We start from the raw sequence: 22,537 nt of genomic DNA, 5'->3' as shown, positions 1-22,537 counted from the left end.
ATGTTATTCAATTCGTTACCTTTTCTCTTTTTATTTTTAGTCACGTATCTGATCTATTGGAACGTAAACGGACCTTCTAAAAAAAAGGTCCTTCTCGTTTCTTCGATCGTATTCTACGGTTATTCTCATATCGCCTTTTTGGTTCACTTCCTTCTCGTCATCGGAGTCAATTACTACTTCTCCCTTAAACTCTGGGAAAAAAAGGAAAAGGGAGAATCCACAAACTCCCTTCTGAAATGGGTAATCGTTTTGAACGCGGTCAATCTCGCATTCTTCAAATATTACTATTTCGTAATGGATTCCCTGAGTTCGATCACGGGTATGGAACTCTGGCAAAAATTAGGGACTTCCGTCGAGATCCTGCTTCCGCTTGCGATCAGTTTTTATACGTTTCAATTGATCGCTCTCCAAGTGGACATCCATCGGGGATTGATTCCGCAAAGGATCGCCGGAAACGACTACTTCCTTTTTATTCTCTTTTTCCCCCAATTGATCGCCGGACCGATCATGAGATCCACGGACTTTTTGCCGAAACTCGATCATCCTGAAATCGACAAAAACAGAATGATCCAAGGGATTTTTTTGCTGATCTTCGGTTTGTTTAAAAAATCGGTTCTCGCTGATTCGATCGCCGGAATCATAACTCCCTTATACGGAGAACCCGGTCAATACCACGCCGCTTCGATTTATATCGCGATGTTCGGATTCGCATGTCAGGTTTACTGCGACTTTTCCGGTTATACCGACATCGCTCGCGGTTCCGCATTCTTACTCGGCTACGATATTCCGGAAAACTTCCGAGGGCCGTTCTTGTCCTTTTCTTTCCGCGAGTTCTGGGGGCGGTGGCACGTAACGTTGTCCACTTGGCTTCGAGATTATATTTACATCCCGCTCGGAGGGAGCAGAAAGGGAGAATTCAGATCTCAGTGGAACATGTTTCTTACGATGTGTTTGGGCGGTCTCTGGCACGGAGCGAACATCGCCTTCGTTCTATGGGGAGCCTATCTCGGTTTGATCCTCGCCTTGGAGCGATTTTTAGAACCGAGACCGACACCGGGAGCGGCTAACGTTGGTCCTTCCAAGACGGCTCGAGTTGTGCGAACCTTTATCACCGTAAACTTATTCGCGTTTTCCGGTTTGTTCTTTCGAGGAGGTTCCGCAGGAAAGAACGCGGTTCCATTTATGCTCGATCTATTGAGCGGCTATAAGAATATCTTTACCGGCAAAATCCTTCCTCGTTGGGAAGAACTTCTGCTCTTCATTCTCCTGACCTTGGGTTTGAACGTGTTTCAATACTTTCCGCAAGCCTTGGAAAAAGTCGAAAAACGTTGGATGGTTCTCATTCCGGTTCTCAGCGTCATTCTGCTCTTGCTTTTGGGAGTATTCGGAGACGGCGGCGGAGAATTTATTTACTTTCAGTTTTAGAACTCTCCGATAGGAAAAGAAGGCGTTTCGCGTCAAAGGAGGATTGCATGAACCGTTACCGATTCTCCTTACGCGTGTTCCGATTCCTTTCCTTTGTTTTTCTTTTTACGCTTTCCTGCGGCGCTCCTGGATGGATCCGACAACTTCCTCCCGATTCATCCGATTCGATTCCCACTACCGGTTCAGCAAAAATTCCGGGAGGAATGTATGTTCGCAATCGGCCGGAACGGTCTCACCGCAATACTCTCTTTTACAAAAATACGGTTCAGGAAAGAATTTTCCTAAATCCGGAAGACCGTAGTTTTGAGAAGTCGATGCGCCGCGAAATCAAGGACGTAAACGAATACACGACGCATATCGTAAGCGGAAAAGGAAGTTATTCCGTTTCGGGTAACTGGGTCTTATTGGAAACGACGGAAAAAGGGGAAACCTTCTTTCAAGGAAACGGAGAAGCGTTCGAGATCGAATATCTTCCGTTTAACCATAAATTGTTGTATCACTATGATTCTTCCACGAAAACTCTCGTCCCATTATTGTATGAATCGGGATATACCGAAAAGAATTACGGACTCTTGGACGGGATCAGCAAACCGTATTTAGAGGATCGTTATTTTCAGATCGCAAGACGGAATTTCCTGAAAAAAGAATATCAGTTTCACGCATACTTTCACAAACCATGAAGTTATCCGAATATATCAAAAGTTACTTTCAAAGAGTCGGATGGCTTCTACCGAGCGCGAATCTGCTTTGTATAGGTGCGGCCGTCGCGTTCATCCAGAACTCCCCTTTTTCTCTCAAAGAGAAAATCCTGCTCTACTTCGCGGCGATCGGAGTTCTTTATTTAGTAAATTACGTTTCTTTCATATTCTTTCTGACAAAGAAGATTCTTCCGGGCGAGGAAGTCCGCGGAAGAATCATGAAGCGGTACCGCAAAGGCGACGATCGAATGCAGAGTTATCTGTTTCCGCTTCCGGTCGACGACGGAAACTACGAGATCTACGGCCGAACCCTCACCTACAATCCGATCGGCGGTGACTTCTATAATTTTTTGACCGATTCTCGGGGAAATTATTGGATCGGGATCGGGGATTCCGTCGGTCACGGTTATCTCGCAGGACTATTCAGCATGATGATCTTTCAAAAAATGTCCCTCTTCGTTCGAAGCGATTCGACTCCGCACGAAACCATAGAAAGAATCAACGAAGACCTTCTCAAACGAACGCAGCAAAACCCGACGATCAATCAGAGTTTATATGCGACCTTTCTGCTCATCAAGGCGGATCAACAAGGAAACGTGCAGCATTCCGGTCTGCACCCGAGCTTTGTCGTTTACAGCAAATCCACCGGGAGCAATCGAATTGTCGAAACCGACGGAAAATTTATTTCTACGACCATGAATTCCAGCTTGAAAAACGTTCCGGAAACGAGCGGCTTCCGATTGGAATCGGGAGACATCGTATTTTGCTTTACAGACGGGCTCTACGAACAGAAAAATAACGGGAACCATTATTTCGGAGAAGGTCTATTTCGTTTTTTGGAGGATGTTCCGAAAAACGATCTGCGTAAAATCGCCGACAGTCTGTTCGCCGAAATTCTAAAACATACCGGGGGAAGAATTCAGGACGACATGACCATCCTCATGATTCGTAAAAAGTGATATGCTGGAACTTACAGAATTGGAAAAGAAAATCCTGAACCTGATTCCTCTGGACGATCGAGACGTGCGCAAATTGGGAAGAATTCTCCACGACGCCACCCTTGTTACCGGAATGACGGAAGACGAGATCATAGAATTCATTCCCTTCGGCCTCGAAGAGGAAATTCATATTCTAAAATCCGAATATAATTTTGCAGTGTTCAAAAAAGCTCTCGTGTCCAAACTCACAAAACGGGACCATTCTTCTCCCGCACTTTCGACACCGATTCCGGATACGATCAGCCCTTCGTATTAGGCGATGCCCTTAGAAGAAGGAACGAATTATTTTTTTATCCAAGCCAACCCGGACGCGGTCGTCCGATTCAAATCGAGAGCGGAACCGTTTTACGATTTTAACAAGAAGGAAATCGAGGAGCTTCCCTTCTTATTCGCATCCCCCGCTCTTGTTCCACGATTTTTATACTTTTTAGAATGGAACCGTGTTTCTCATTCCGCAAAGTCCATCGATTCCCGCGCCTATTTGAGTTTTGAAAACGGAAAGATTCATTCCCAGAGCGAACGTTTTTCGAGCGAGTCTTTTGAAATCGTAAACGAACAACTTTTTCCGATTCGGCAGAATCCCTATCTTCCGGTGGGTTCGGCGCCGTTTCGAATTTCCCGAGCGGAATCGGAGATGACAACGATCGGAACGAAACGAACGGGAAATTTTTCCCTGTTCGGCCAGAAAAGAAACAAAATGATTTCGACGCGTTATTTGTCTTTGAAGGACATCGTCAACCCGGAACTGACCGAAACCGAAATCGAAAAAAAGATCGAATTCCTCTATTTCGACGCAAAACAAAAAAACTATTTATTCCGTCTCGTTCAAATTCTCTTTGCGGGGACTCCCGCGGAAGAACAAACCATCGTCTCGAATCTTTTCACACACGAACCGGAGTTCGCCGTTTTTCTCAGGGACCAGATCTTTCAAATCGAGATAATCCCTCTCATCCACGGACCTTTCCTAAATCGGATTCTAACGACGATGGACGAGCGGATCATTCGATTTTCGATTCCGAAACTTTCCCCTCCGGTCAGATCGATGATCGAAAGAAACATCTCGAAGAACAAAATGAAATCCATATTGGATTCTCCTCCTAAAAAACCGGAAACGGGAGAATCTTTGGAAGAAACGATCGAAAAGGAAATTTTTCGGAACTTTTCCAGAAAGATTTATTATGAAAGCGGAATATTCACGATTTATCAAGAATCTTTGGAAGATTCCAAGCTCGATCCGAGTAGTCGAACCGAAACGAAATTTCAAAGCGTCCCACATTCTTTAAAATTCAACTTTCAGATTTCGGGAATTCCCGCATTGGAACTTTACGCGGTTACGGAGAAATCGATCCTATTCCAGGTTGGACAATGGATGGAAATCGTTCGGATGGACACCTTGATTTCGAGAAGGGAAAGGGACGAACAATTCTTTTTGAAACTTCCTCCCGGAAGAATTCTCGAAATCCCTTTCTTTCCGGAATTCCGAATCCTATGCGGAGCCGGAATCACTTCGGAAAGAAAGACATTCGAATTTTGTTTATTAGGTTTCGATTATTGATTGGTTCGGATTCTGCGAACGGAATCCTTCCAAATTTGGATTTCCTTTTCCCTCTGCGACGCTTTCATCTGCGGAGAGAATTCCTTGCTCGTCTTGAGTTTTTTCTTGAGATCAGAAACCGAAGGAAAGAAACCGCGTTCCAATCCCGCGAGAAAGGCCGCCCCCAAAACGGTAGTATCCACGTTTGCGGGACGAATCACACGTTTTCCTAATATATCCGCCTGGTATTGCATGAGCCAGGAGTTTCCGGTCGCTCCCCCGTCCACCTTCAAAACTTTCAATTTGGAGCCCGTATCGTTTTCCATCGCTTCCACGAGCTCGTAGGATTGGAGCGCAATCGATTTCAAAGCGGCTCTTGTGATCTGTTCGGCGGTCGTATCCCGCGTCAAACCGAGAATCGCACCTCGCGCATTCATATCCCAATACGGAGCGCCTAACCCGGCAAAGGCGGGAACAAAAACGACCTCGTCCTCTTTCTGAACGGAAGCGGCGAGTTTTTCGGAAACCTTGGATTCTTTAAAGAATTTAAGATTGTCCCGTAGGAACTGAACGACGGCGCCTCCGATAAAGACCGATCCTTCCAGACAATAAACGGTCTTTCCTTCCGGGCCGCATCCGAGAGTCGTAAGCAGGTTGTTTTTGGAGATTTGAAAATTATTCCCCGTGTTGAACAAAAGAAAACATCCGGTTCCGTACGTGTTCTTCGCTTCTCCCGGTTCCGTACAAAGCTGACCGAACAAAGCACCTTGTTGATCTCCCACGAGGGAAGAGATCGGGATTCCATCGGGAAGTCCTTTGACCTTTTCGGTTCTTCCGAACAAGGAACTGGAATTGTGAGCTTCGGGAAGAATGGAATCCGGAATTCCCAGAATCTGAGTAAGATCTTTGTCCCATTCCTTCTTTTCGATATTGTAGATCAGAGTACGGCTTGCGTTCGTATGATCGGTCTTATGCGACTTACCGTTGGTCAAACGATAGAGAAGGTATGTGTCGATGGTTCCGAAAAGTATTTTTCCTTTTTCGGCTCTCGCCTTAACGCCTTTTACGTTCTCCAAAATCCAATGGATTTTGGTTCCGCTGAAATACGCATCCAAAACAAGACCGGTCTTTTTGCGGAAAGTCGGCTCGAATCCTTTCGACTTAAGATCCATACAAGTCTCGGAAGTTCTTCTGCATTGCCATACGATCGCGTTGTAAACGGGTTTGCCAGTGTCCTTGTCGAACAACACGGTGGTTTCTCTTTGATTGGTGATTCCGATCGCGACCGCTTTGGATGGACTGAGCTTTCCGTTGCGGATCGCTTTCACGATGAGCTTTTCGGTCTTTGCCCAAATTTCCTCCGGATCGTGTTCCACCCAGCCCGGCTTCGGATAATATTGTTTGAATTCGGAGTAAGCGCTGGAAATCACGTTCCCGGATTTGTTGAAACAAAAGATTCGAATCCCGGTGGTTCCCGCGTCGATCCCGATGATATACTCACTCATGAAAGATTCTCCCGAAAGTTTTATGATGAACCATAAAACGGTTTTAGTATATTCAAAAAATGGAACGTTAGACTTCCAGCTCCAACCCCTCGTAGGCCATGATGATCTCGAGTTGATTGTCCGGATCGAACATCTCTTTGTATTTCAAGGCTCGTAAAAACACGGCGTCCAGTTTTTCGTCGTCGTAGGAAGGATCGTGATGAAACATGACGAGCTTCTTCACGTTGGCGCGGAGCGCGATGTCCGTAGCCATCGAAGCGGAACTGTGTCCCCAGTCGATCTTTTGAAGTGACTCCTCGAACGTGTACTGCGTATCGAACACCAAAACATCCGCGCCTCGAAAGTAGTTCAGATAATCCTGAATGTTTTCCATTTCGTCCAGGTTGAACTCGGCGTCGGAAGCGAAGATAAGGGACTTACCTTCTTCCTCGAAACGATACGAAAAACTTCCTCCTGGATGCCGGACCGATTTGGAAATCGCGGATATGGATTCGGTTACGGGGAACGCTTTCCCTTCGGGAATGAATTTGAAATTCTTCGTGGCCCGAAATCCGTCGTAGGGAACCGGAAAGTGCGTGAAGCTATGCTGATACTTCAGTCTTTCCTCTAGGTTGTCCACCGAACTCAAAAATTCGAATACGTTACCCGGAGAATACAGTGGAACAAAGAAAGGAATCCCTTGGATATGGTCCCAATGTGTGTGTGTAAAGATCCACTTGGCCTTTCCTTTTCCTTCTAAAAATCCTTCATGAAGAATGGAGTTTCCCAGTTCTCTGAGTCCGGTCCCGCCGTCCACGATGACGAGATTGTCCTTCTTGTCCCTGATTTCGATACAAGTGGTATTACCGCCGTACGTGCTCCAGTTGGAAAGGGAAAGAGAATCAAGAAAGGTATCGATCGCGTCCGGACTCTGAATATCGGCGGGAGTCGCGAGGCTCAGAATTTTTTGCACCTTATTGCGGATGGATTCTCCGCGAACGGAGGAGGAAATCGAACCGCGAACGCCCCAAAATTTTATGCGCATAATTTAAAAAACAGTTCCGAAAAGCAGAGTATTTTTCAGGAAAATGTTGTCTAAAATTATCAATTCCATCAGGATTTCCAGCTAATTCTTTTTTATTCGTGAAAAATTTCGTATGCGCGAAGAAGATTAGGAAAAAAATTTTGTTTACCGAGTACACCGATCGAATAGGATTCATAACAGGTTCCGAGCAATAAAAAACGTGGAAAACTTTAACACAGAAATCCTCACTGAGGGAACTACTTGCACCATCCGCATTCAAGGGAGCATCAGCCTCAAAAACGCATTCGCTCTCAAGGAACTCATTATCAAAAAACACGGGGAAGGTTTCACCGATATCGTCCTGGATTTTTCGGGAGACGCCTATTTGGATTCCTCCGGAATCGGAGCGATTTTTAACTCCCAAAAATACGTTACCGAGCGAAACGGTTCTCTCAAACTCAAAAACATCAGCCGGGACGTGATGACGATTTTAAAAATCGCCAATCTCGACAAACACCTCGACATTATCCGTTAGGCGATTTTTTGGATATCTTCCGGATTTACACGCACAGTTCACTTCGAAACTTTACCTACATTCTTCGAAACCGGGAAACCTCCGAGACCCTTTCCATCGATCCGTATGACTCCGCTCAGATCATAGACTTTCTCGAATCGAAGGATTGGAAACTCGATCGGATCCTCAACACCCACGAACACGCGGATCATACCTCGGGAAACGACGGGCTGGTCAAAAAATACGGATGTCCCGTTCATTCTCATCCGGGAGGAATCGGTAAAATTCCGCACGCGACTCATCCACTGAAAAAGGGAGATCGGCTTCTTGTTTCTTCACACGAATACTTGGAAGTTTTGGACACACCCGGTCATACGTTTTGCCACGTATGTTTGTTGCTTGTGGAAAATCAAAAACCGAAAGCGGTCTTTACCGGTGATACTTTGTTCAATGCGGGTGTAGGAAATTGTTTTCGCGGAGGAAATCCCGAGGTTTTGGCAAAGACCTTATTCGAACAATTCTATCGGATGGAAGAATCGATTCTCTTATATCCGGGTCACGATTATATGGAAACCAATCTGAAGTTCACTCTTTCCCTGGACCCTTCCAACGGGGACGCGATTTCCACTCTGAAAGAATGTTCCCGCCTCCAAAAGGACGTTGAGTTTTTAACGACCGATCTCGGCAAAGAAAGGAGAATCAACACCTTTCTACAGTGCGATCACCCTTCTCCCTTGCTAGTGGAAAACGTGTCGCGTAAACTTCCCGGACAAACCGTCCCCCAAGATCCGATTTCCCTTTTCGTTTCCTTGCGTTCTCTTCGAGATCATTGGTAACCCGTCAAGAAATTGTTTGCCGGAAATTCCACGGCTCAGAATCTGTAACCAAGGCGGTTCTTTTTTGTGAAAGAATATGACATCATCGTGATCGGAACGGGCGGAGGAACCAAACTCGTAACCCCTCCTTCTAAGATCGGTTACAAGGTGGCCGTGATCGAAAAGGAAAGTCCGGGCGGAACTTGTTTGAACCGGGGATGTATTCCTTCCAAGATGCTCATCTATCCCGCCGAAATTCTTTCTTTGGCTAAAAATTCGGAGAAGTTTCAGATCACGTTTCCGGGCAAACCGCAAGTGGATTTTAAAACTCTCGTGGAACGGATTTCTAAAACCGTCGACGACGAATCGGCTTCCATTCTTCCCGCGTATGAAAAGAATCCGAACATCACGTACATTCAAGGAACCGCAACGTTTCTTTCCGATAAGGTCGTGACCGTAAACGGAGAACAACTTACTGCGGAGAGAATTTTTATCGCTTCCGGTGCCAGACCGATCATTCCGAACATTCCCGGTTTGGAAGGAACTCCGTTTATGACAAGCCGCGAAGCGCTTCGCAGAACCGACCTTCCGAAATCCATGATCGTGATCGGAGGTGGCTTTATCGCGTTGGAGCTGGGTTTCGCGTATTCCGCGTTCGGAAGCGACGTCACATTTCTCGTCCGCAATCGAATGCTGGGAAACGAAGACGGGGACGTAGTCGACGAATTCGAACGCGTCTTTTCGAAAGAACAGAGAGTTCTTCTCCACAGCAACGTTCAAAAAGTGGAATATAATAAAAATATGTTCCACCTGGAAGTTCTTGCACACGGAAAACCCATTCAACTCGCAGCGGAAGCCCTTCTTGTTGCGACCGGAATCCGTCCGAACACGGACCTTCTGGATTTGGGGAATACGAATATTCAAACCGACGCAAACGGCTATATTCAAGTAAACGAATATTTGGAAACGACCGCGCCCGGAGTTTATGCGCTCGGAGACATCACAGGAAAACACTTTTACAGACATTCGGTGAACTTCGAGGGAGAATTTCTATTTAGAACCTTGTATCAGGAAAAGAAACGGTCCCCGATCGAGTATCCCCCCGTTCCTCACGCGGTCTTTACGCATCCTCAGGTCGCAAAAGTCGGCAAAACCGAAGAGCAGCTCAAAAAAGAAGGAATCGATTTTATCGCCGCGAAAAATCCGTACAGCGCCAGCGCGACCGGAATGGCGCGTCTTTCCGACAGCGGCTTTATCAAAATCCTTGTGGAGAAAAAAACGAGAAAGGTTCTCGGAGCGCACGCGATCGGAGACGAGGCTTCGAACGTAATTCATCTTTTTATTCTTTTGATGACGATGGGCGGCACACTCGACGATCTTTTGAAAATGATCTACATACATCCCGCGTTACCCGAAATCGCACGGAACGCGGCAAGAAAAGCGAACGAACTTTTACAAACATAAAAACGATGGGAACATTCAAACTTTATGAAATTTGCCCTGCAAATTGAGAACTTAGTCAAAACGTATACGGGCGGAGTACAGGCCCTCAAAGGAATCAGTCTGAACGTGGAGAACGGGGATTTTTTCGCACTTCTCGGTCCGAACGGTGCGGGAAAGTCGACGACGATCGGAATTCTCAGCTCGCTTGTGAACAAAACCTCCGGCAGCGTCAAAATCCTGGACGCGGACATCGATACGGATCTTGCTAAAGCGAAATCGTATATCGGAATCGTTCCACAGGAATTCAACTTCAACATCTTCGAAAAGGTGGAACAGATCGTAATGAACCAAGGCGGTTATTACGGAATGGACCGCAAACTCGCCGCGGAACGCGCCGGGGAATATTTACAACAACTCGGACTCTACGAAAAAAGAAACGAAGCAGCCGGTCGTCTTTCCGGCGGTATGAAACGAAGGCTGATGATCGCAAGAGCGCTCATTCACAATCCGAAGATTCTGATCTTGGATGAACCTACCGCAGGCGTCGATATAGAACTCCGGAGATCTCTCTGGGAATTTCTGCAAAAGCTGAACGCTTCGGGAATCACCGTCATTCTCACGACTCACTATTTGGAAGAAGCGGAGAGTCTGTGCAGAAACATCGCGATCATCGATCAGGGAAAAATCGTGGAGAACACTTCGATGAAGGATCTACTGCAAAAACTCGATCATGAAACGTTTATCCTGGATTTTACGGGTCATCTAAATTCTCACAAACCGGTTCCCGGAGTGGAACTCAAACAGATCGACGACACGACTCTAGAAGCTTCGATCTACGGAGACGCTTCGTTAAACGATTTGTTCCAGCTTCTCGAACGGAACGGAATCAAGATCAGCAGCATGAGAAACAAGTCGAACCGATTGGAAGAACTCTTTCTCAAACTTGTGGAGAAAAAAGGATGAACTTCTTAGAAAAATACAACGCGTTCAAAACGATCGTCAACAAGGAAACCGTCCGAATCCTCCGCATTTGGGTCCAGACGCTGATTCCTCCCGGAATCACGATCACTCTTTACTTTATCATCTTCGGAAAGTTGGTCGGCTCGCAGATCGGAAACATAGGCGATCATACCTACATTCAATTCATCGTTCCGGGACTTGTGATGATGTCCGTAATCATCAATTCGTATAACAACGTCGTATCTTCGTTTTTCGGGGCGAAGTTTCAGAGAAACATCGAGGAACTTTTGGTTTCTCCGACTCCGCCTTCTCTCATCGTTTTGGGTTATACGGTGGGTGGCGTGATCCGCGGTATTTTGGTGGGAATTCTAGTGATCGCGATTTCTCTTTTTTTTACCGAGCTGGAAGTCTTTCACTTTCCGATGTTGATTGCAACCGTGGTTTTGAGTTCCCTTCTTTTTTCCCTGGGCGGATTTTTAAACGCGTTGTATGCGAAGAAGTTCGACGACGTTACGATCATTCCTACGTTTATTCTTACGCCGTTGACGTATCTCGGCGGGGTTTTCTATTCGATCCAGATGCTTCCTCCGTTCTGGCAAAACGTTTCCAAACTCAATCCGATTTTGTATATGGTAAACGCATTCCGATACGGCTTTTTAGGAATCAGCGATATCGAACCTTGGTTCGCGCTTTCGATGATAGCGGTCGCTACGCTTGCCCTTTATCTTCTTTCCGTGTATCTTTTGAAAAAAGGAATCGGGATCAGAAACTGATCCGCGCGTTACGATGAAAGTCTCCGAAGAAATCGAATCCGCGCTCATCGCCGCCTTCCATCCGATCCGCTTGGAAGTGGAGGATTTTAGCGCGGAACACTCGGGTCACGCCGGAAATCCCGAAAATAAACCGGAAGGAACACACATTCGGATTTTTTTGATCACGAGCGAGTTCGCACAAAAAACCAAAGTGGAACAACATAGAATGGTCTATTCGATTTTAAAACCTTGGATCGATCGCGGGTTGCACGCAATTACTCTGGAAACAAGCGATCACGACTAAATTTCGGATTGTAACAAAAAAGGGATTCAAAATTCTAAAACCAGGATTGGATCGGAACGACAAAGGTTTTGATTCGAGTCTAAAGAAAGAACGATGACAATCGATGAAATCAAAAATAAGATAGAATCCGGTCTTCCCGATTCCAAGGTCACGATCTTGGATCCGTATCGGGACGGAGTACATATCAAGGCAGTTGTGATTTACAAAGGATTCGAAGGTAAATCCATATTGGAGCAGCATAGAATGGTCTATGAAACTCTTAAAGAAGAACTAAAGCAGGAAGTGCACGCGCTTGCACTGGAAACGAGGATACAAGAATGAACGAAGAAGTAAAACAAAAGATAGAAGGTCTTGTGGGAGCGAACAAAGTCTTTCTGTTTATGAAAGGAACCCCCGAAGCCCCGATGTGCGGATTTTCCGCCGGTGTGTCTAACGTATTAAAAAGTCTGGGGATTCAATTCGGATCGTTCAACGTTCTTTCCGACGAAACCATGCGTCAAGGAATCAAGGACTACGCGAACTGGCCCACAATTCCCCAGCTCTACATCAACGGAGAATTCATCGGCGGGCACGACATCGTAGTCGAAATGGCAAAAACGGGCGATCTTCAGAAGAAAGTGGGTATTGTGAGCGCATGATGAAGCTCTACCACTTTCAATCTTGTCCTTACTGCGCTTATGTAAGAGGCGAATTCCAGAAGATGGGTCTCGTCGCGGGCAAGGACTATGAACTCGTGGAAGCGAGCCGGGGAACCCCCGGCCGCGAGGAAGTGATTCGTCTCGGCGGTTTAAGTCAGGTTCCCTTTCTTGTGGACGGGGACCACAGAATGTACGAATCGAGAGATATCGTAAAATACGTTCAGCTCAAAAAGGCTTCTTAAAAACCGAGAAGATCCAAAATCTTATTTCCCACGTCCCTGTTTTTACCTTCATACGGATAATTGTGAATGTATAAAACGGGGTTGAAGTTCAACTCAAGAATCCGATACTCCCCTTTTGTTTCCAAATCCTTTAAGATAATATCCACACCGCAGATCTTAGCGCCCACGGAAGCGGCGGCTTTCACGGCAAGATCCTTGTAATAAGGATGAGCGAGATCGCTTACGTCGATGGAATCTCCGCCCGTGCTGATGTTCGAATTTTTTCTTAAAAATACTTTTTGATCCTTAGAAGGAATACTTTCCTTCGTAAAGCCGAATTGTTGCAGTACATCCAGTTCCGTCTCGCCTAACTGAATTTTTTCAAGAGGTGTAACGTGCCCCACTCCTCTGCGTTTGTCCTCGTTCTTAATCGCAACGAGTTGTTCGATCGTATGTTTTCCGTCCCCGATCACGTTAGCCGGAATCCGATTGCAAACCGCGACCGTTTCGTTTCCGACCACAAGAAAACGATATTCGTTTCCTTCCGCAAATTCTTCCACGATGATCGATTCGGAATGGTTGAATGCGATTTTAATCGCCTTCTTCACGTCCTCTTCGGAGGCGAAAGGAGCCAGTATGGTGATTCCGATTCCGAAATTGGTAGTTACCGGTTTGACCACCATTTTACGGTTCGAATTCTTCCGCCAAAAGACAAGAGCGGAATCGGCTTCCGCAAAACTATCACCCGCGGGAACTTCCAAACCGGATTCGAATAGTACGATTTTTGAAATCGTTTTGTTTTCCATCACGAGAAAAGACATGTAGGAATCCAAAGCGGTTTTGGAAGCTTCCTTCACGTATTGAACAAGACCGTTCGAATCTTTGAGCCGTAAAAAATGATTTTTACGATCGAGGACTTCCACTTCCAAACCGCGATTCAAAGCGTCCCGAATCACGATCTGCGTGGAAATTTCCAGATCGGAAAATCCTTCCAACGTATAAATCTCCGGGGAAAGAAATTCACCCGACTTTAATTTCAATGATTGCATAGTTTAACGGTCGGATAATGGGTTTGGGATTCTTCCCTTTCCAACTGTTCCTTTTCTTGGAAAGAACGAACCGCCTCTTTTTCCATTTTCGTCAAGGTTCCCGGAGAATATTCCAAATAGGACAAAGCCCTTCTGTTTTCTCTCGCAAGCTCCATCCCCTTATCTCTGAATTCGATATCGCGCTTTAGAATTTCTGCAAGTAGTTTTCCCGAAGGTGTCTTGTCCGGATTTTTCCATTTTTTGATTTGAAAGTCGATCGAATCCTGATACGTGCTTTTCCCCGTATGAAGATCCAAAATCTTCGCGTAATGCCGGAGGGATTCCGAATACTCGGCGCCGATAGTCTGGAAATTTTTTCTTTTTCCGTCGACCGCAACTTGGAGATTCGGGTTTCTTCCTTCCCAAATCACCGAATTCAAATTCTCCTTAAGAATCGCGTTTTCTTCGGTCGAAATCGAAGGAGACGGACTCAAAAGAGAATCCAAAAGAATGAGTTGCGTAAAGGCGAGATTCAAACGGCAAACTCCCACGGGAGAATACGGATCGATATCCAAAGAACGGATTTCGATGTATTCGATTCCCCGATCGAGCAAAGCGTCTAACGGACGTTCGTCGCCTTTCGGAACCTGCTTCGGTCGAACCGGTGAATAAAACTCGTTTTCAATCTGAAGATAATTCGGATTGAGCTGCGCGTCCTTGTTTTCGGAAAACGGAACGTAACCAGGATACGGAGTATGCACCGCGTAACACATACGATCCACGTATTCGCTCAAAGAATTATAATGAATTCCTAATGTGTCCTGAATCTTGCTCGTATAACCGATCTCGCTCATCCGAAGGGACGTCGCATACGGAGAATACATCGTAAAATTCTTATGTTTTTCGAACTTCAAATCTCCGGGGTTCGGCAAAAAAGTGGAATCGAACACGGCGGACGATCCGGTCAAATACGTTAAATAGTGAACCCTTCTCATGAAGTTTCGGATCACGTGCAGATACAGGGAAGAAATTTCTTCCTTTGTGAAGTTCGAGACTTCTTTTCCCAAGAACTGTCTCAAAAAAACGTTCGAGAACGAGAAGTTATAATGCACACCGGAGATCGTCTGCATTCTTCTTCCGTAGCGCAGACCGAGTCCGTGACGATAGATGGTCTTCCATCTTCCGGAAGCCGAGGTTCCGTATTGGCCCAAAGGAATCTCGTTTTCGTCTTCGGGCAAAACGGGGGGCATGCTGAAAGGCCAGATGAGTTCGTTGTCGAGTTTGCGGATCGTATATATATGCAAATCTTGTAATTCTCTAATGTTCGCTTCGATCTTAGGGCGAGGATGCGTCGCGTATTCGAGCTGCGGTTCCGCGAAATCGGTCTTGATATAATGATTGGTAAGACTGGAACCGAGATGTGCCGGATGAGGCGTTCTCGCGAGAGTCCCGTCGGGATTGACCCGCATACTTTCCTTTTCCAAACCGTGTTTCGCTTTGACCGCATGTCTTAAAAGAATTTCAAGCGAAACTTCTTCGATCTGCGACTGTGTCAGCTCTTTTGTTTTCAAAGTCCGCCTGTGGCTCCTTCTCCACGTGGATCGGAAGCTCCGTAGAGCGTTCCGTTCTCCCTTTTGACAGAGAATAGCTTCGCAAAGTTCGGAGCGATTCGGATGTCGTGTTTTCTTGCGGAAAGACCGTCGAATACGTTTCTTTCGTTCACGGATTTTTCAATAAAGACCGCATCGGGAAAGAATTGATGATGCACTCTTCCGCGTGCGACGGATTCGTATAAGGTCAAATGAAAGTCGAGGTTATAAACGAGAGACTGTAAAACCGCGTTTACGATATAAGAACCTCCCGGCGCGCCCGTTGCGAGAAAAGGTTCTTTTCCTCGAAACACGATCGTAGGAGACATACTGCTGAGAGGAGTTTTTTTAGGCAGAATGGAATTCGCCTCCGCACCGATCAGTCCGTAAACGTTCGGTTCCCCCGGAGCGCGACTGAAGTCGTCCATCGTATCGTTGAGAACGATCCCCGTTCCGGGAATCACGACCGATGCGCCGAATCGAAAGTTAATCGATTGTGTGGTCGATACGGAATTCCCGTCCTTATCCATCACGGAGATATGCGTTGTTTGTGGAGATTCGACTCCGAAGTTGAGCGTCTTTAAAAAGGAGGAGCTGCTCGAAGCTCGTTGTTGATCGAAATCGGCGATCTTCTCTTCCGCGTATTTTTTGGAAAGAAGCCGATCCAAAGGAATTTTCGTAAACGCAGGATCCCCTCCGAGAATCGCACGATCCGCGTAACCTCTTCGCATCACCTCCGTCATAAAATGATAATAAGAAACGGGGTCCTTCTCATACATTTCTTGGAGAGGTTTCGTTTCCACCATCGACAGCATCGTCAAAAGATGAACTCCCGAGGAAGGCGGGGGCATCGTATAAATCGTATAACCGCGGTATTTCGATTGCAGCGTTTTCTTTTCAAGAACTTGAAAGCCGGCCAAATCCTGAGAAGTAAGCAAACCTCCGTTCTTTTTCATCGCGGTCGTAAGTGCGTTCGCAATCTTACCGCGGTAGAATTCGTTTTCTCCAGATTCGGCGATCATCTTTAAGGAACCGGCTAAGTCTTTTTGAACGAGAAGATTTCCTACCTCGGGAACCTTACCTCCGGGAAGAAAAATCCCTTTCATTTCTTCGTCCATATCTTTGGAGGACTTTTGAATCGCGGAATTCAGATCGGGATACACGCGAAACCCTTCTTGTGCAAGACGAATCGCCGGTGCAACCACCGTTTTCAGAGGAAGTTTTCCAAACCGTTTATGAATACGAACCAAACCGGCCACGTTACCCGGAACACCAACGGCACGAAACCCGAGTAGGGAATCCTCTTTCGGTTTTCTTTTATACATATTCCTGGAAGCCGCGTTAGGAGCTCTTTCTCGAAAATCGAACGCGATCGGCTCCCTGAATTCCTTTAAGTAAAGAACCAGAAAACCTCCCCCTCCGAGTCCGGTCGAGTGCGGTCTCGTCACGGAAATCGCAAAAGAAGTTGCGACGACCACATCCACGACGTTTCCGCCTAACTTGCCCACTTCGATCCCCGCTTGGGTCGCTTCGGGAGAATCGGTCGCGATCATAAGATTCTTACTTTCGCTGAAATAGTCGGTGTGTTTTTTTTGATGCGAAGGAGTTACGAGTAAATCCGTGGAAATACTTTTTCCTTCGATGGTAAGAGGAACCTCTTTGCAGGAAAAGAGGAAAAGTATCAGAACGATACGGATAGTTATTTGTTTCATCGGACCCTAATTCGATCGGTTGTTGTTTAGGATTTTTTACCGGTGGAGAATTCCATTTCAATTCCATCCTTACCGGCGATCAGTTTCGCCTTTCCGCCCGACTTGAGCGCTCCGAAAAGAATCTCTTCGGAAATCCGTTTGGAGATATGCGTATCGAGCCATCTCTGAACGGGTCTTGCGCCAAACTCCGGAGTATAAGCTTGGTCGGCGATGTAGACGAGTACGTCTTCCTGAAACTCCAATTCGATTTGTTTAGAATTCAGACGTTCCTGCAAAAGGGCAAGCTGTTTTGCAACTACTTTGGTTACATTTTCCTGATTCAAAGCGGAGAATTCTATGACCGCGGTCAGACGGTTTCTGAACTCGGGAGAAAATTGTTTCTCGATCGCCTTCATACTTCTATCTTCCAAAACGTCGTTTCCAAAACCGACCGGATTCGTGGAACGTTCCCGCGCGCCCGTGTTCGTCGTCATCACAAGAATCACCTGACGGAAATCTGATTTTCTTCCGTTGTTATCCGTGAGAGTCGCGTGATCCATGATCTGCAGAAGAATGTTGTAGATATCCTCGTGCGCCTTTTCGATCTCGTCGAGAAGAAGCACACAATGCGGATTTCTATAAATCGCATCGGTCAATTGTCCTCCTTGTTCGAAACCGACGTAACCCGGAGGAGAACCGATCAAACGCGATACGGTGTGTTTTTCCATATACTCGCTCATATCAAAACGAACGAGTTCCACGCCGAGGATCTCCGCAAGCTTTCGAGTCAGCTCCGTTTTACCGACGCCCGTTGGTCCCGCGAACAGAAATGAACCGACAGGTTTTCCCGGTTCCGCAAGTCCGCTTCGAGACAATCGAATCGATTGAACCAATTGATCGATCGCAGTATCTTGCCCGTAAATTTTCGCCTTTAATTCTTCGTCGAGGTTTTTGAGTTTCTCGCGGTCGTCCGCTTTGACGGTAACCGAAGGAACCTTTGCGATTTTAGAAACGAGATCCTCGATTTCGCGGACCGTTACCGTTTTCTTACCGCCTTCTCGGAGTCGAACGCGCGCACCCGCTTCGTCCAAAAGATCGATTGCCTTATCGGGAAGTTTACGATCCAGAATGTAACGGGCCGATAACTCGGCCGCTTGTTCCACCGCGGAAGCGGAATACTTTACCTTATGAAAACTTTCGTATTTTTCTAAAAGCCCTTTGAGAATTTCCACCGTCTCCGAAATGGACGGTTCGCCGACTTCTACCTTTTGGAATCTTCTGGAAAGCGCATGATCTTTTTCGAATATAGTTTTGAACTCTTTATAGGTAGTCGTTCCGATGCAACGGAGTTCTCCGCTGGAAAGAGCCGGTTTGAGCAGGTTGGACGCGTCCAGCGAACCGCCCGAAACGGCGCCCGCTCCGATGATCGTATGAATCTCGTCGATGAAGAGAACATGATCTTCCTGAGCCGTAATCTGCGTGACGACGTTTTTCAGACGTTCCTCGAATTCTCCCCGAAACTTGGTTCCCGCAAGAAGAAGTCCCATATCGAGCGAATATACTTTCAAGTTCTTCAACGGTTCCGGAACCTTTCCGTCCACTACTCTTTGTGCAAGTCCTTCCACAATGGAAGTTTTTCCGACCCCGGCCTCGCCCACAAAGATCGGATTGTTTTTTCTTCTTCTGCATAGAATGTGAATGGTACGATCGAGTTCGTCTTCTCGTCCCACCATAGGATCGAGTTTTCCTTCCCGTGCTTTTGCGGTCAGATCCACACAGAACGCTTGCAGCGGATCGGAGATCTTTTCACCGTCCTCGCCGATCATTTCCTTTTCCCTGTTTTTGGAATCCTTCCGTATTCCGTGAGAGATATAACGTACGATGTCGAGTCGGGTAATATCCTGGGTTCCTAAAAAATATACAGCGTTGGATTGATCTTCGCGGAACAAGGCGGCGAGAACGTCGCCCGCATCCATCTTTTTGTTTCTTGTGGATTGAACGTGAAACTCGGCGAGCTGTAAAACGTGTTGCACACCGATCGTATAAATCGGGTCCACGTCGCCGGAAGATTCGGGGAAGGCTTCCAGTTCGCTTTCCAGATAACCGATCAAATCCTTTCGAAGACGCTCGAGGTCGGCTCCACAGGCTTCCAAAACTTCCTTGCCGACCGAATCGTACGTCAATGCGAGAAGGATATGTTCGAGCGTAATAAATTCATTTCTTCTTTTTTTGGCTTCTTCCCAAGCCTTTTTTAAAGTGCGTTCCATTTCTTCCGTGAGAATCATGATTCCTCCTCTCCTTCCTCCACTTCCATCGTACAGTGGAGCGGATATCCGTGTTGTTCCGCGATTTGTTGAACTTGTATGACTTTGGTTCTTGCCACGTCGTGCGAGTAAACGCCGCATAACGCTTTTCCCGTGATATGAGCTTTCAGCATGATCTGCTGACTTTCCGCCCGGCTTCTGTGAAAGACCACTTGCAGGATCCATACGACGAACTCCATCGGAGTAAAATCGTCGTTGAGTATGATGACTCTGTATTTGGAAGGTTTTTTTAGTTTGACCTTTTCTTTGGTGAGGGTTTGTTCCTCTGTGTCGAATCGAAATATATCGCTCATGGTTCGAAATTCTCCCGAACGGATTCGCGTTCGGACGGATCCGCCGATGCGTCGCTCCAAAGAGACACATTCGTTTGAACTTCTTTTAAGGGAGAATGTTCGTTGGTTTCGTGGATCATTTCCTGCATGTGCAGTGTTTCTTCTTTTAAGAAACGTTCAATCGCATTTCGGGCCCGAGGATGAAAAATCCGATGCGAACTATAGGTCGGAACCGCCGGAAATCCGCGCAGAAATTTATGTTCTCCCTGAGCTCCCGCTTCGAAGACCCGGATCTTTTCCCGGATCGCATAGTCTATCAATCGATAAAAACAACATTCGAAATGAAGATGGGAATAATATTCGGTGCAGCCCCAATATCTGCCGTAGAGAAAATCTCCTTTACGAAGATTGAATGTTCCCGCTACTGCCTTCCCTTCTTTGAAAGCTAAAACCAGAACGATCCGATCCAAAAACGTATCGAATGCGGAATCGAAAAATTTTCGGTTTAAATAAGCCGAACCCCATTTCCGCGAATGAGTGTCGGAATAAAAACTCCAGATCGCGTCGATGTCCGATCTTTGGATTTGGTTTCCTTCCAGTACTCGGATGTCGAGTCCGTAACTTTTTACGATCTCTCTTTCCCGTTTGATCTGCATTCTCTTTTTGGATTTCATCGCCGTGAGATAATCCTCGAAACTCGAGTAATCCCCGTTGATCCAATGATACTGGTGAGAAAGTCTTGTTGCAAACCCGTATTCGGCGAGCGCTTCGGATTCTTCCTTTTCCAGAAATAAAAAATTGATTCCGGAAAGTCCTTCTTCTTCTCCGAATCGAAGTAAGGCGGGGATCAGATGCGCGCAGACTTCCTTTAAGCCGAGACCTTCTTCATGAAGAATTCTTTTTCCGGTCGCGGGTGTGAACGGAACCGCTACCAGACCTTTCGGATAATACTTGAGTCCGGATTGTGCGAAGAATTGCGCCCACTGAAAATCGAAGATGTATTCTCCGTAGGAATCGTATTTGAGGAAGAATGGGATCGCCGCGGAAAATCGCCCTTCTTTCCAAAGGACGCAGTATTTCGGTACCCAGGCCGTGGTTGATCCGATGCAGCCGGAAACTTCGAGGGATCGTAAAAAATCGTATTCTAAAAAAGGACTTTTTGGATCGGAAATCGCGTTCCATTCTTCCTTGGAAATCGAAACGATGGAATCGATGAATTCGACTCGGATATCGGTCTGTGACGGGGAAGACATGCTATTTCCTTGGACTCTTTGAAGAACGACTTTGTCAAAGATCGAGTGAAAAATGCTTTCGAATCTTTTGAACCGCTCTGTGCGTGATGACCTTGATGTTCGATTCGGAAAGTCCGGTCCGTTCCGAAACTTCGCGAACGCTCATCCCATCCAGTTTCAAATGAGTGAGAATCTGCTTTTGCCTTTCGTCGAGTATGTTCAGCCATTCCCTCAAAATTTCGCGGGCCTTTTCCGGTTCTTCTTCCTCCACCGGTTCGGGAGAAGCGAAAAATTCTAGGTTGTCCGTGGTGAACGTCCGGTCTCCGACTTTTTTCTTTCTGAGAAAATCGATGGTTTTGTAACGTGCGATGGCGAAAACCCAAGGAGCCGGATGACGGTCCTCCCGGTAAGAATCGCGGGCTTTGTGTAGTCCGATTAAAATTTCCTGAACCAGATCTTCCCGATCTTCGGCGTTGCCGATTCTGGGTATGAGATAGGACCGGAGAATTCCCGTTACGAGCCGTAAGAATTTTTCATAGGAACTCTGATCTCCTTCCCTTGCCTTGCGGATGAGAACGGAACATTCTTCCCAGATTTCTTTTTTAGCTGACATGTAACTAACTGCTTGGAACCTTCGAATAGTAAAACAAACGGTCCTTCGATTTGGAATGCGTTGACTACGAGCTGAAATCGATTCCTTCCAGTTTGCACGGGGAAGAATTTATTGTCCAACCATTCTTGAAAATTGGAAAATTTCCGAAGATAGTACGCAAATAAATGACTCGCAAAGAAGAAACAACCGAATCCTTGATTCAAAGAATGGCGGCGGAAACTCCAACACGACGAAGCGCGTGGAATTGGTTCGCGATTTTAGGTCCGATCCTCGCGGTTACACTCGTTTTATATCTTCTTTCTCTGCATCCGGTTACGAGTCGTTTCGTTCACATTCCTTCCTTGTTTCCTGATTTTTTATGGATCGCTCTCATCGCGTCGTATTCATTTTGGATCTTATCCCAACTTCGTTTTCCGGAAGAATCCTTTTCCAAGTCGGCGCGCATTCCTATTCTTCTCGCGTTTTTGTGGATCATATATTCGGTCGGATTATTCGCCTGGGACGTATTTGCAAATCATGAAATTCATTCGCATGTCGGGCGTTGCTGGTCGATTCTTTTTCTTTCCAGCATTCTTCTGGCGGGGAGCGGAATTTACGTTTTGAAAGGCGGTAAACCGGGAAATCCCGTCCTGGCTGCGGCGATTCTTTCGGTGTTTAGCTTGGCGCTTGCGAACTTTTGTTTGAAGTTTGTTTGTTCGGATCAATCCTCGTTTCACATTCTGTTTTCGCACGTTACTACGAGCGTTGGATTGTTCTTTTTCGGCTTTTTCGTATTTAAGAAGATTCTAAAGTGGTAGTCGAGTTCCGACAAAGTCTACCGTGAAAGGGCGCGGCCCCACCCAAATTGGGTGGTGGAGGCGGGTTCGTGGGAAGACCTCGGCAAATTTTTCTCTATCAGAAAATTCTACTTTTGTAAAGTGAAATCCGGCTTCTCTGTCGGAACCTTTGATATTTAAACACGGCAATTTCGCTCTCTAC

Annotated in this window: 24 protein-coding genes; 15 read left to right on the top strand and 9 right to left on the bottom strand. The window is 46.4% G+C overall.

Annotated features, from left to right (window positions below):
* Genes LFX17_RS08620 through LFX17_RS08600 form a run of 5 tightly spaced genes read left to right on the top strand, consistent with a single transcriptional unit; the run spans position 1 to position 4,676 of the window.
* Positions 1-1,425, top strand: coding sequence for an MBOAT family O-acyltransferase (locus tag LFX17_RS08620; RefSeq protein ID WP_238746104.1), 1,425 nt, complete (start codon positions 1-3; stop codon positions 1,423-1,425).
* Between the two features lie 47 nt (positions 1,426-1,472).
* Positions 1,473-2,105, top strand: a complete 633-nt coding sequence (locus LFX17_RS08615; RefSeq protein ID WP_238746102.1) for a hypothetical protein — start codon at positions 1,473-1,475, stop codon at positions 2,103-2,105.
* Entirely contained in the window at positions 2,102-3,082 is a 981-nt protein-coding gene (locus LFX17_RS08610) for a PP2C family protein-serine/threonine phosphatase (RefSeq protein ID WP_238729889.1), read from the top strand. The genes LFX17_RS08615 and LFX17_RS08610 overlap by 4 nt, the downstream gene beginning before the upstream one ends.
* 1 nt (position 3,083) lies before the next feature.
* Complete coding sequence (locus LFX17_RS08605; RefSeq protein ID WP_238729888.1) at positions 3,084-3,377, top strand: hypothetical protein; 294 nt, start codon at positions 3,084-3,086, stop codon at positions 3,375-3,377.
* Positions 3,378-3,380: 3 nt separating this feature from the next.
* Entirely contained in the window at positions 3,381-4,676 is a 1,296-nt protein-coding gene (locus LFX17_RS08600) for a hypothetical protein (protein ID WP_238746100.1), read from the top strand.
* Here LFX17_RS08600 and glpK read toward each other — a convergent pair.
* Positions 4,670-6,160: a glycerol kinase GlpK gene (gene glpK / locus LFX17_RS08595; RefSeq protein ID WP_238746098.1), complete on the bottom strand. Its 1,491-nt coding sequence runs from the start codon at positions 6,158-6,160 to the stop codon at positions 4,670-4,672. The genes LFX17_RS08600 and glpK overlap by 7 nt on opposite strands.
* 67 nt (positions 6,161-6,227) lie before the next feature.
* Positions 6,228-7,184 (bottom strand): MBL fold metallo-hydrolase, encoded by a 957-nt coding sequence (locus LFX17_RS08590; RefSeq protein ID WP_238729885.1) that lies wholly within the window; start codon positions 7,182-7,184, stop codon positions 6,228-6,230.
* A gap of 199 nt (positions 7,185-7,383) precedes the next feature.
* Between LFX17_RS08590 and LFX17_RS08585 the strand changes: the two genes are divergently transcribed.
* The 9 genes from LFX17_RS08585 (at position 7,384) to LFX17_RS08545 (ending at position 12,831) form a co-directional block, all read left to right on the top strand.
* Positions 7,384-7,698 (top strand): STAS domain-containing protein, encoded by a 315-nt coding sequence (locus tag LFX17_RS08585; RefSeq protein WP_010574904.1) that lies wholly within the window; start codon positions 7,384-7,386, stop codon positions 7,696-7,698.
* 8 nt (positions 7,699-7,706) lie between these two features.
* Positions 7,707-8,513 (top strand): hydroxyacylglutathione hydrolase, encoded by an 807-nt coding sequence (locus tag LFX17_RS08580; RefSeq protein WP_240009256.1) that lies wholly within the window; start codon positions 7,707-7,709, stop codon positions 8,511-8,513.
* Between the two features lie 66 nt (positions 8,514-8,579).
* Positions 8,580-9,956, top strand: coding sequence for a dihydrolipoyl dehydrogenase (locus tag LFX17_RS08575; protein WP_238746096.1), 1,377 nt, complete (start codon positions 8,580-8,582; stop codon positions 9,954-9,956).
* Positions 9,957-9,980: 24 nt separating this feature from the next.
* Positions 9,981-10,898 (top strand): ABC transporter ATP-binding protein, encoded by a 918-nt coding sequence (locus tag LFX17_RS08570; protein ID WP_238746094.1) that lies wholly within the window; start codon positions 9,981-9,983, stop codon positions 10,896-10,898.
* Entirely contained in the window at positions 10,895-11,668 is a 774-nt protein-coding gene (locus tag LFX17_RS08565) for an ABC transporter permease (RefSeq protein ID WP_238746092.1), read from the top strand. The genes LFX17_RS08570 and LFX17_RS08565 overlap by 4 nt, the downstream gene beginning before the upstream one ends.
* A gap of 13 nt (positions 11,669-11,681) precedes the next feature.
* The gene (locus LFX17_RS08560) at positions 11,682-11,951 is read left to right on the top strand and encodes a BolA family protein (RefSeq protein WP_238729881.1); all 270 of its coding nucleotides are present in this window, start codon (positions 11,682-11,684) and stop codon (positions 11,949-11,951) included.
* A 93-nt stretch (positions 11,952-12,044) separates the two neighbouring features.
* Positions 12,045-12,272: a BolA/IbaG family iron-sulfur metabolism protein gene (locus tag LFX17_RS08555; RefSeq protein WP_002178416.1), complete on the top strand. Its 228-nt coding sequence runs from the start codon at positions 12,045-12,047 to the stop codon at positions 12,270-12,272.
* Complete coding sequence (gene grxD, locus LFX17_RS08550) at positions 12,269-12,589, top strand: Grx4 family monothiol glutaredoxin (protein ID WP_118956676.1); 321 nt, start codon at positions 12,269-12,271, stop codon at positions 12,587-12,589. The genes LFX17_RS08555 and grxD overlap by 4 nt, the downstream gene beginning before the upstream one ends.
* On the top strand, positions 12,589-12,831 hold the full coding sequence (locus LFX17_RS08545) for a glutathione S-transferase N-terminal domain-containing protein (protein ID WP_238731556.1): 243 nt from the start codon (positions 12,589-12,591) through the stop codon (positions 12,829-12,831). The genes grxD and LFX17_RS08545 overlap by 1 nt, the downstream gene beginning before the upstream one ends.
* Here LFX17_RS08545 and gshAB read toward each other — a convergent pair.
* From gshAB to LFX17_RS08510, 7 genes are read right to left on the bottom strand one after another with little or no spacing between them, the layout of a single operon-like run.
* Positions 12,828-13,859: a bifunctional glutamate--cysteine ligase GshA/glutathione synthetase GshB gene (gene gshAB / locus LFX17_RS08540; RefSeq protein ID WP_238746090.1), complete on the bottom strand. Its 1,032-nt coding sequence runs from the start codon at positions 13,857-13,859 to the stop codon at positions 12,828-12,830. The two genes, LFX17_RS08545 and gshAB, sit on opposite strands and share 4 nt — an antisense overlap.
* The gene (gene gshA / locus LFX17_RS08535; RefSeq protein ID WP_238746088.1) at positions 13,847-15,409 is read right to left on the bottom strand and encodes a glutamate--cysteine ligase; all 1,563 of its coding nucleotides are present in this window, start codon (positions 15,407-15,409) and stop codon (positions 13,847-13,849) included. The genes gshAB and gshA overlap by 13 nt, the downstream gene beginning before the upstream one ends.
* Entirely contained in the window at positions 15,406-17,139 is a 1,734-nt protein-coding gene (gene ggt / locus LFX17_RS08530; RefSeq protein WP_238746086.1) for a gamma-glutamyltransferase, read from the bottom strand. Before ggt ends, gshA begins: the two co-directional genes overlap by 4 nt.
* 26 nt (positions 17,140-17,165) lie before the next feature.
* Complete coding sequence (gene clpA / locus LFX17_RS08525) at positions 17,166-19,403, bottom strand: ATP-dependent Clp protease ATP-binding subunit ClpA (RefSeq protein WP_238746084.1); 2,238 nt, start codon at positions 19,401-19,403, stop codon at positions 17,166-17,168.
* On the bottom strand, positions 19,400-19,735 hold the full coding sequence (gene clpS, locus LFX17_RS08520) for an ATP-dependent Clp protease adapter ClpS (protein WP_238729876.1): 336 nt from the start codon (positions 19,733-19,735) through the stop codon (positions 19,400-19,402). Before clpS ends, clpA begins: the two co-directional genes overlap by 4 nt.
* Complete coding sequence (locus tag LFX17_RS08515) at positions 19,732-20,967, bottom strand: GNAT family N-acetyltransferase (RefSeq protein ID WP_238746082.1); 1,236 nt, start codon at positions 20,965-20,967, stop codon at positions 19,732-19,734. Before LFX17_RS08515 ends, clpS begins: the two co-directional genes overlap by 4 nt.
* A gap of 34 nt (positions 20,968-21,001) precedes the next feature.
* Positions 21,002-21,559 carry an RNA polymerase sigma factor gene (locus LFX17_RS08510; protein ID WP_238729874.1) on the bottom strand — a complete coding sequence of 186 codons (558 nt, stop codon included), beginning with the start codon at positions 21,557-21,559 and terminating at the stop codon, positions 21,002-21,004.
* Between the two features lie 164 nt (positions 21,560-21,723).
* Here LFX17_RS08510 and LFX17_RS08505 point away from each other — a divergent pair, with 164 nt between their 5' ends.
* A complete protein-coding gene (locus LFX17_RS08505) occupies positions 21,724-22,356 on the top strand; it encodes an NrsF family protein (protein ID WP_238746080.1) in 633 nt (210 codons plus the stop codon).
* Positions 22,357-22,537: the final 181 nt, after the last annotated feature.

This window comes from Leptospira sanjuanensis (assembly GCF_022267375.1).
GTDB classification, from domain to species: domain Bacteria; phylum Spirochaetota; class Leptospiria; order Leptospirales; family Leptospiraceae; genus Leptospira; species Leptospira sanjuanensis.
Note: the sequence above shows the minus strand (reverse complement) of the source record. Positions and strands in the feature narration are given on the sequence as shown.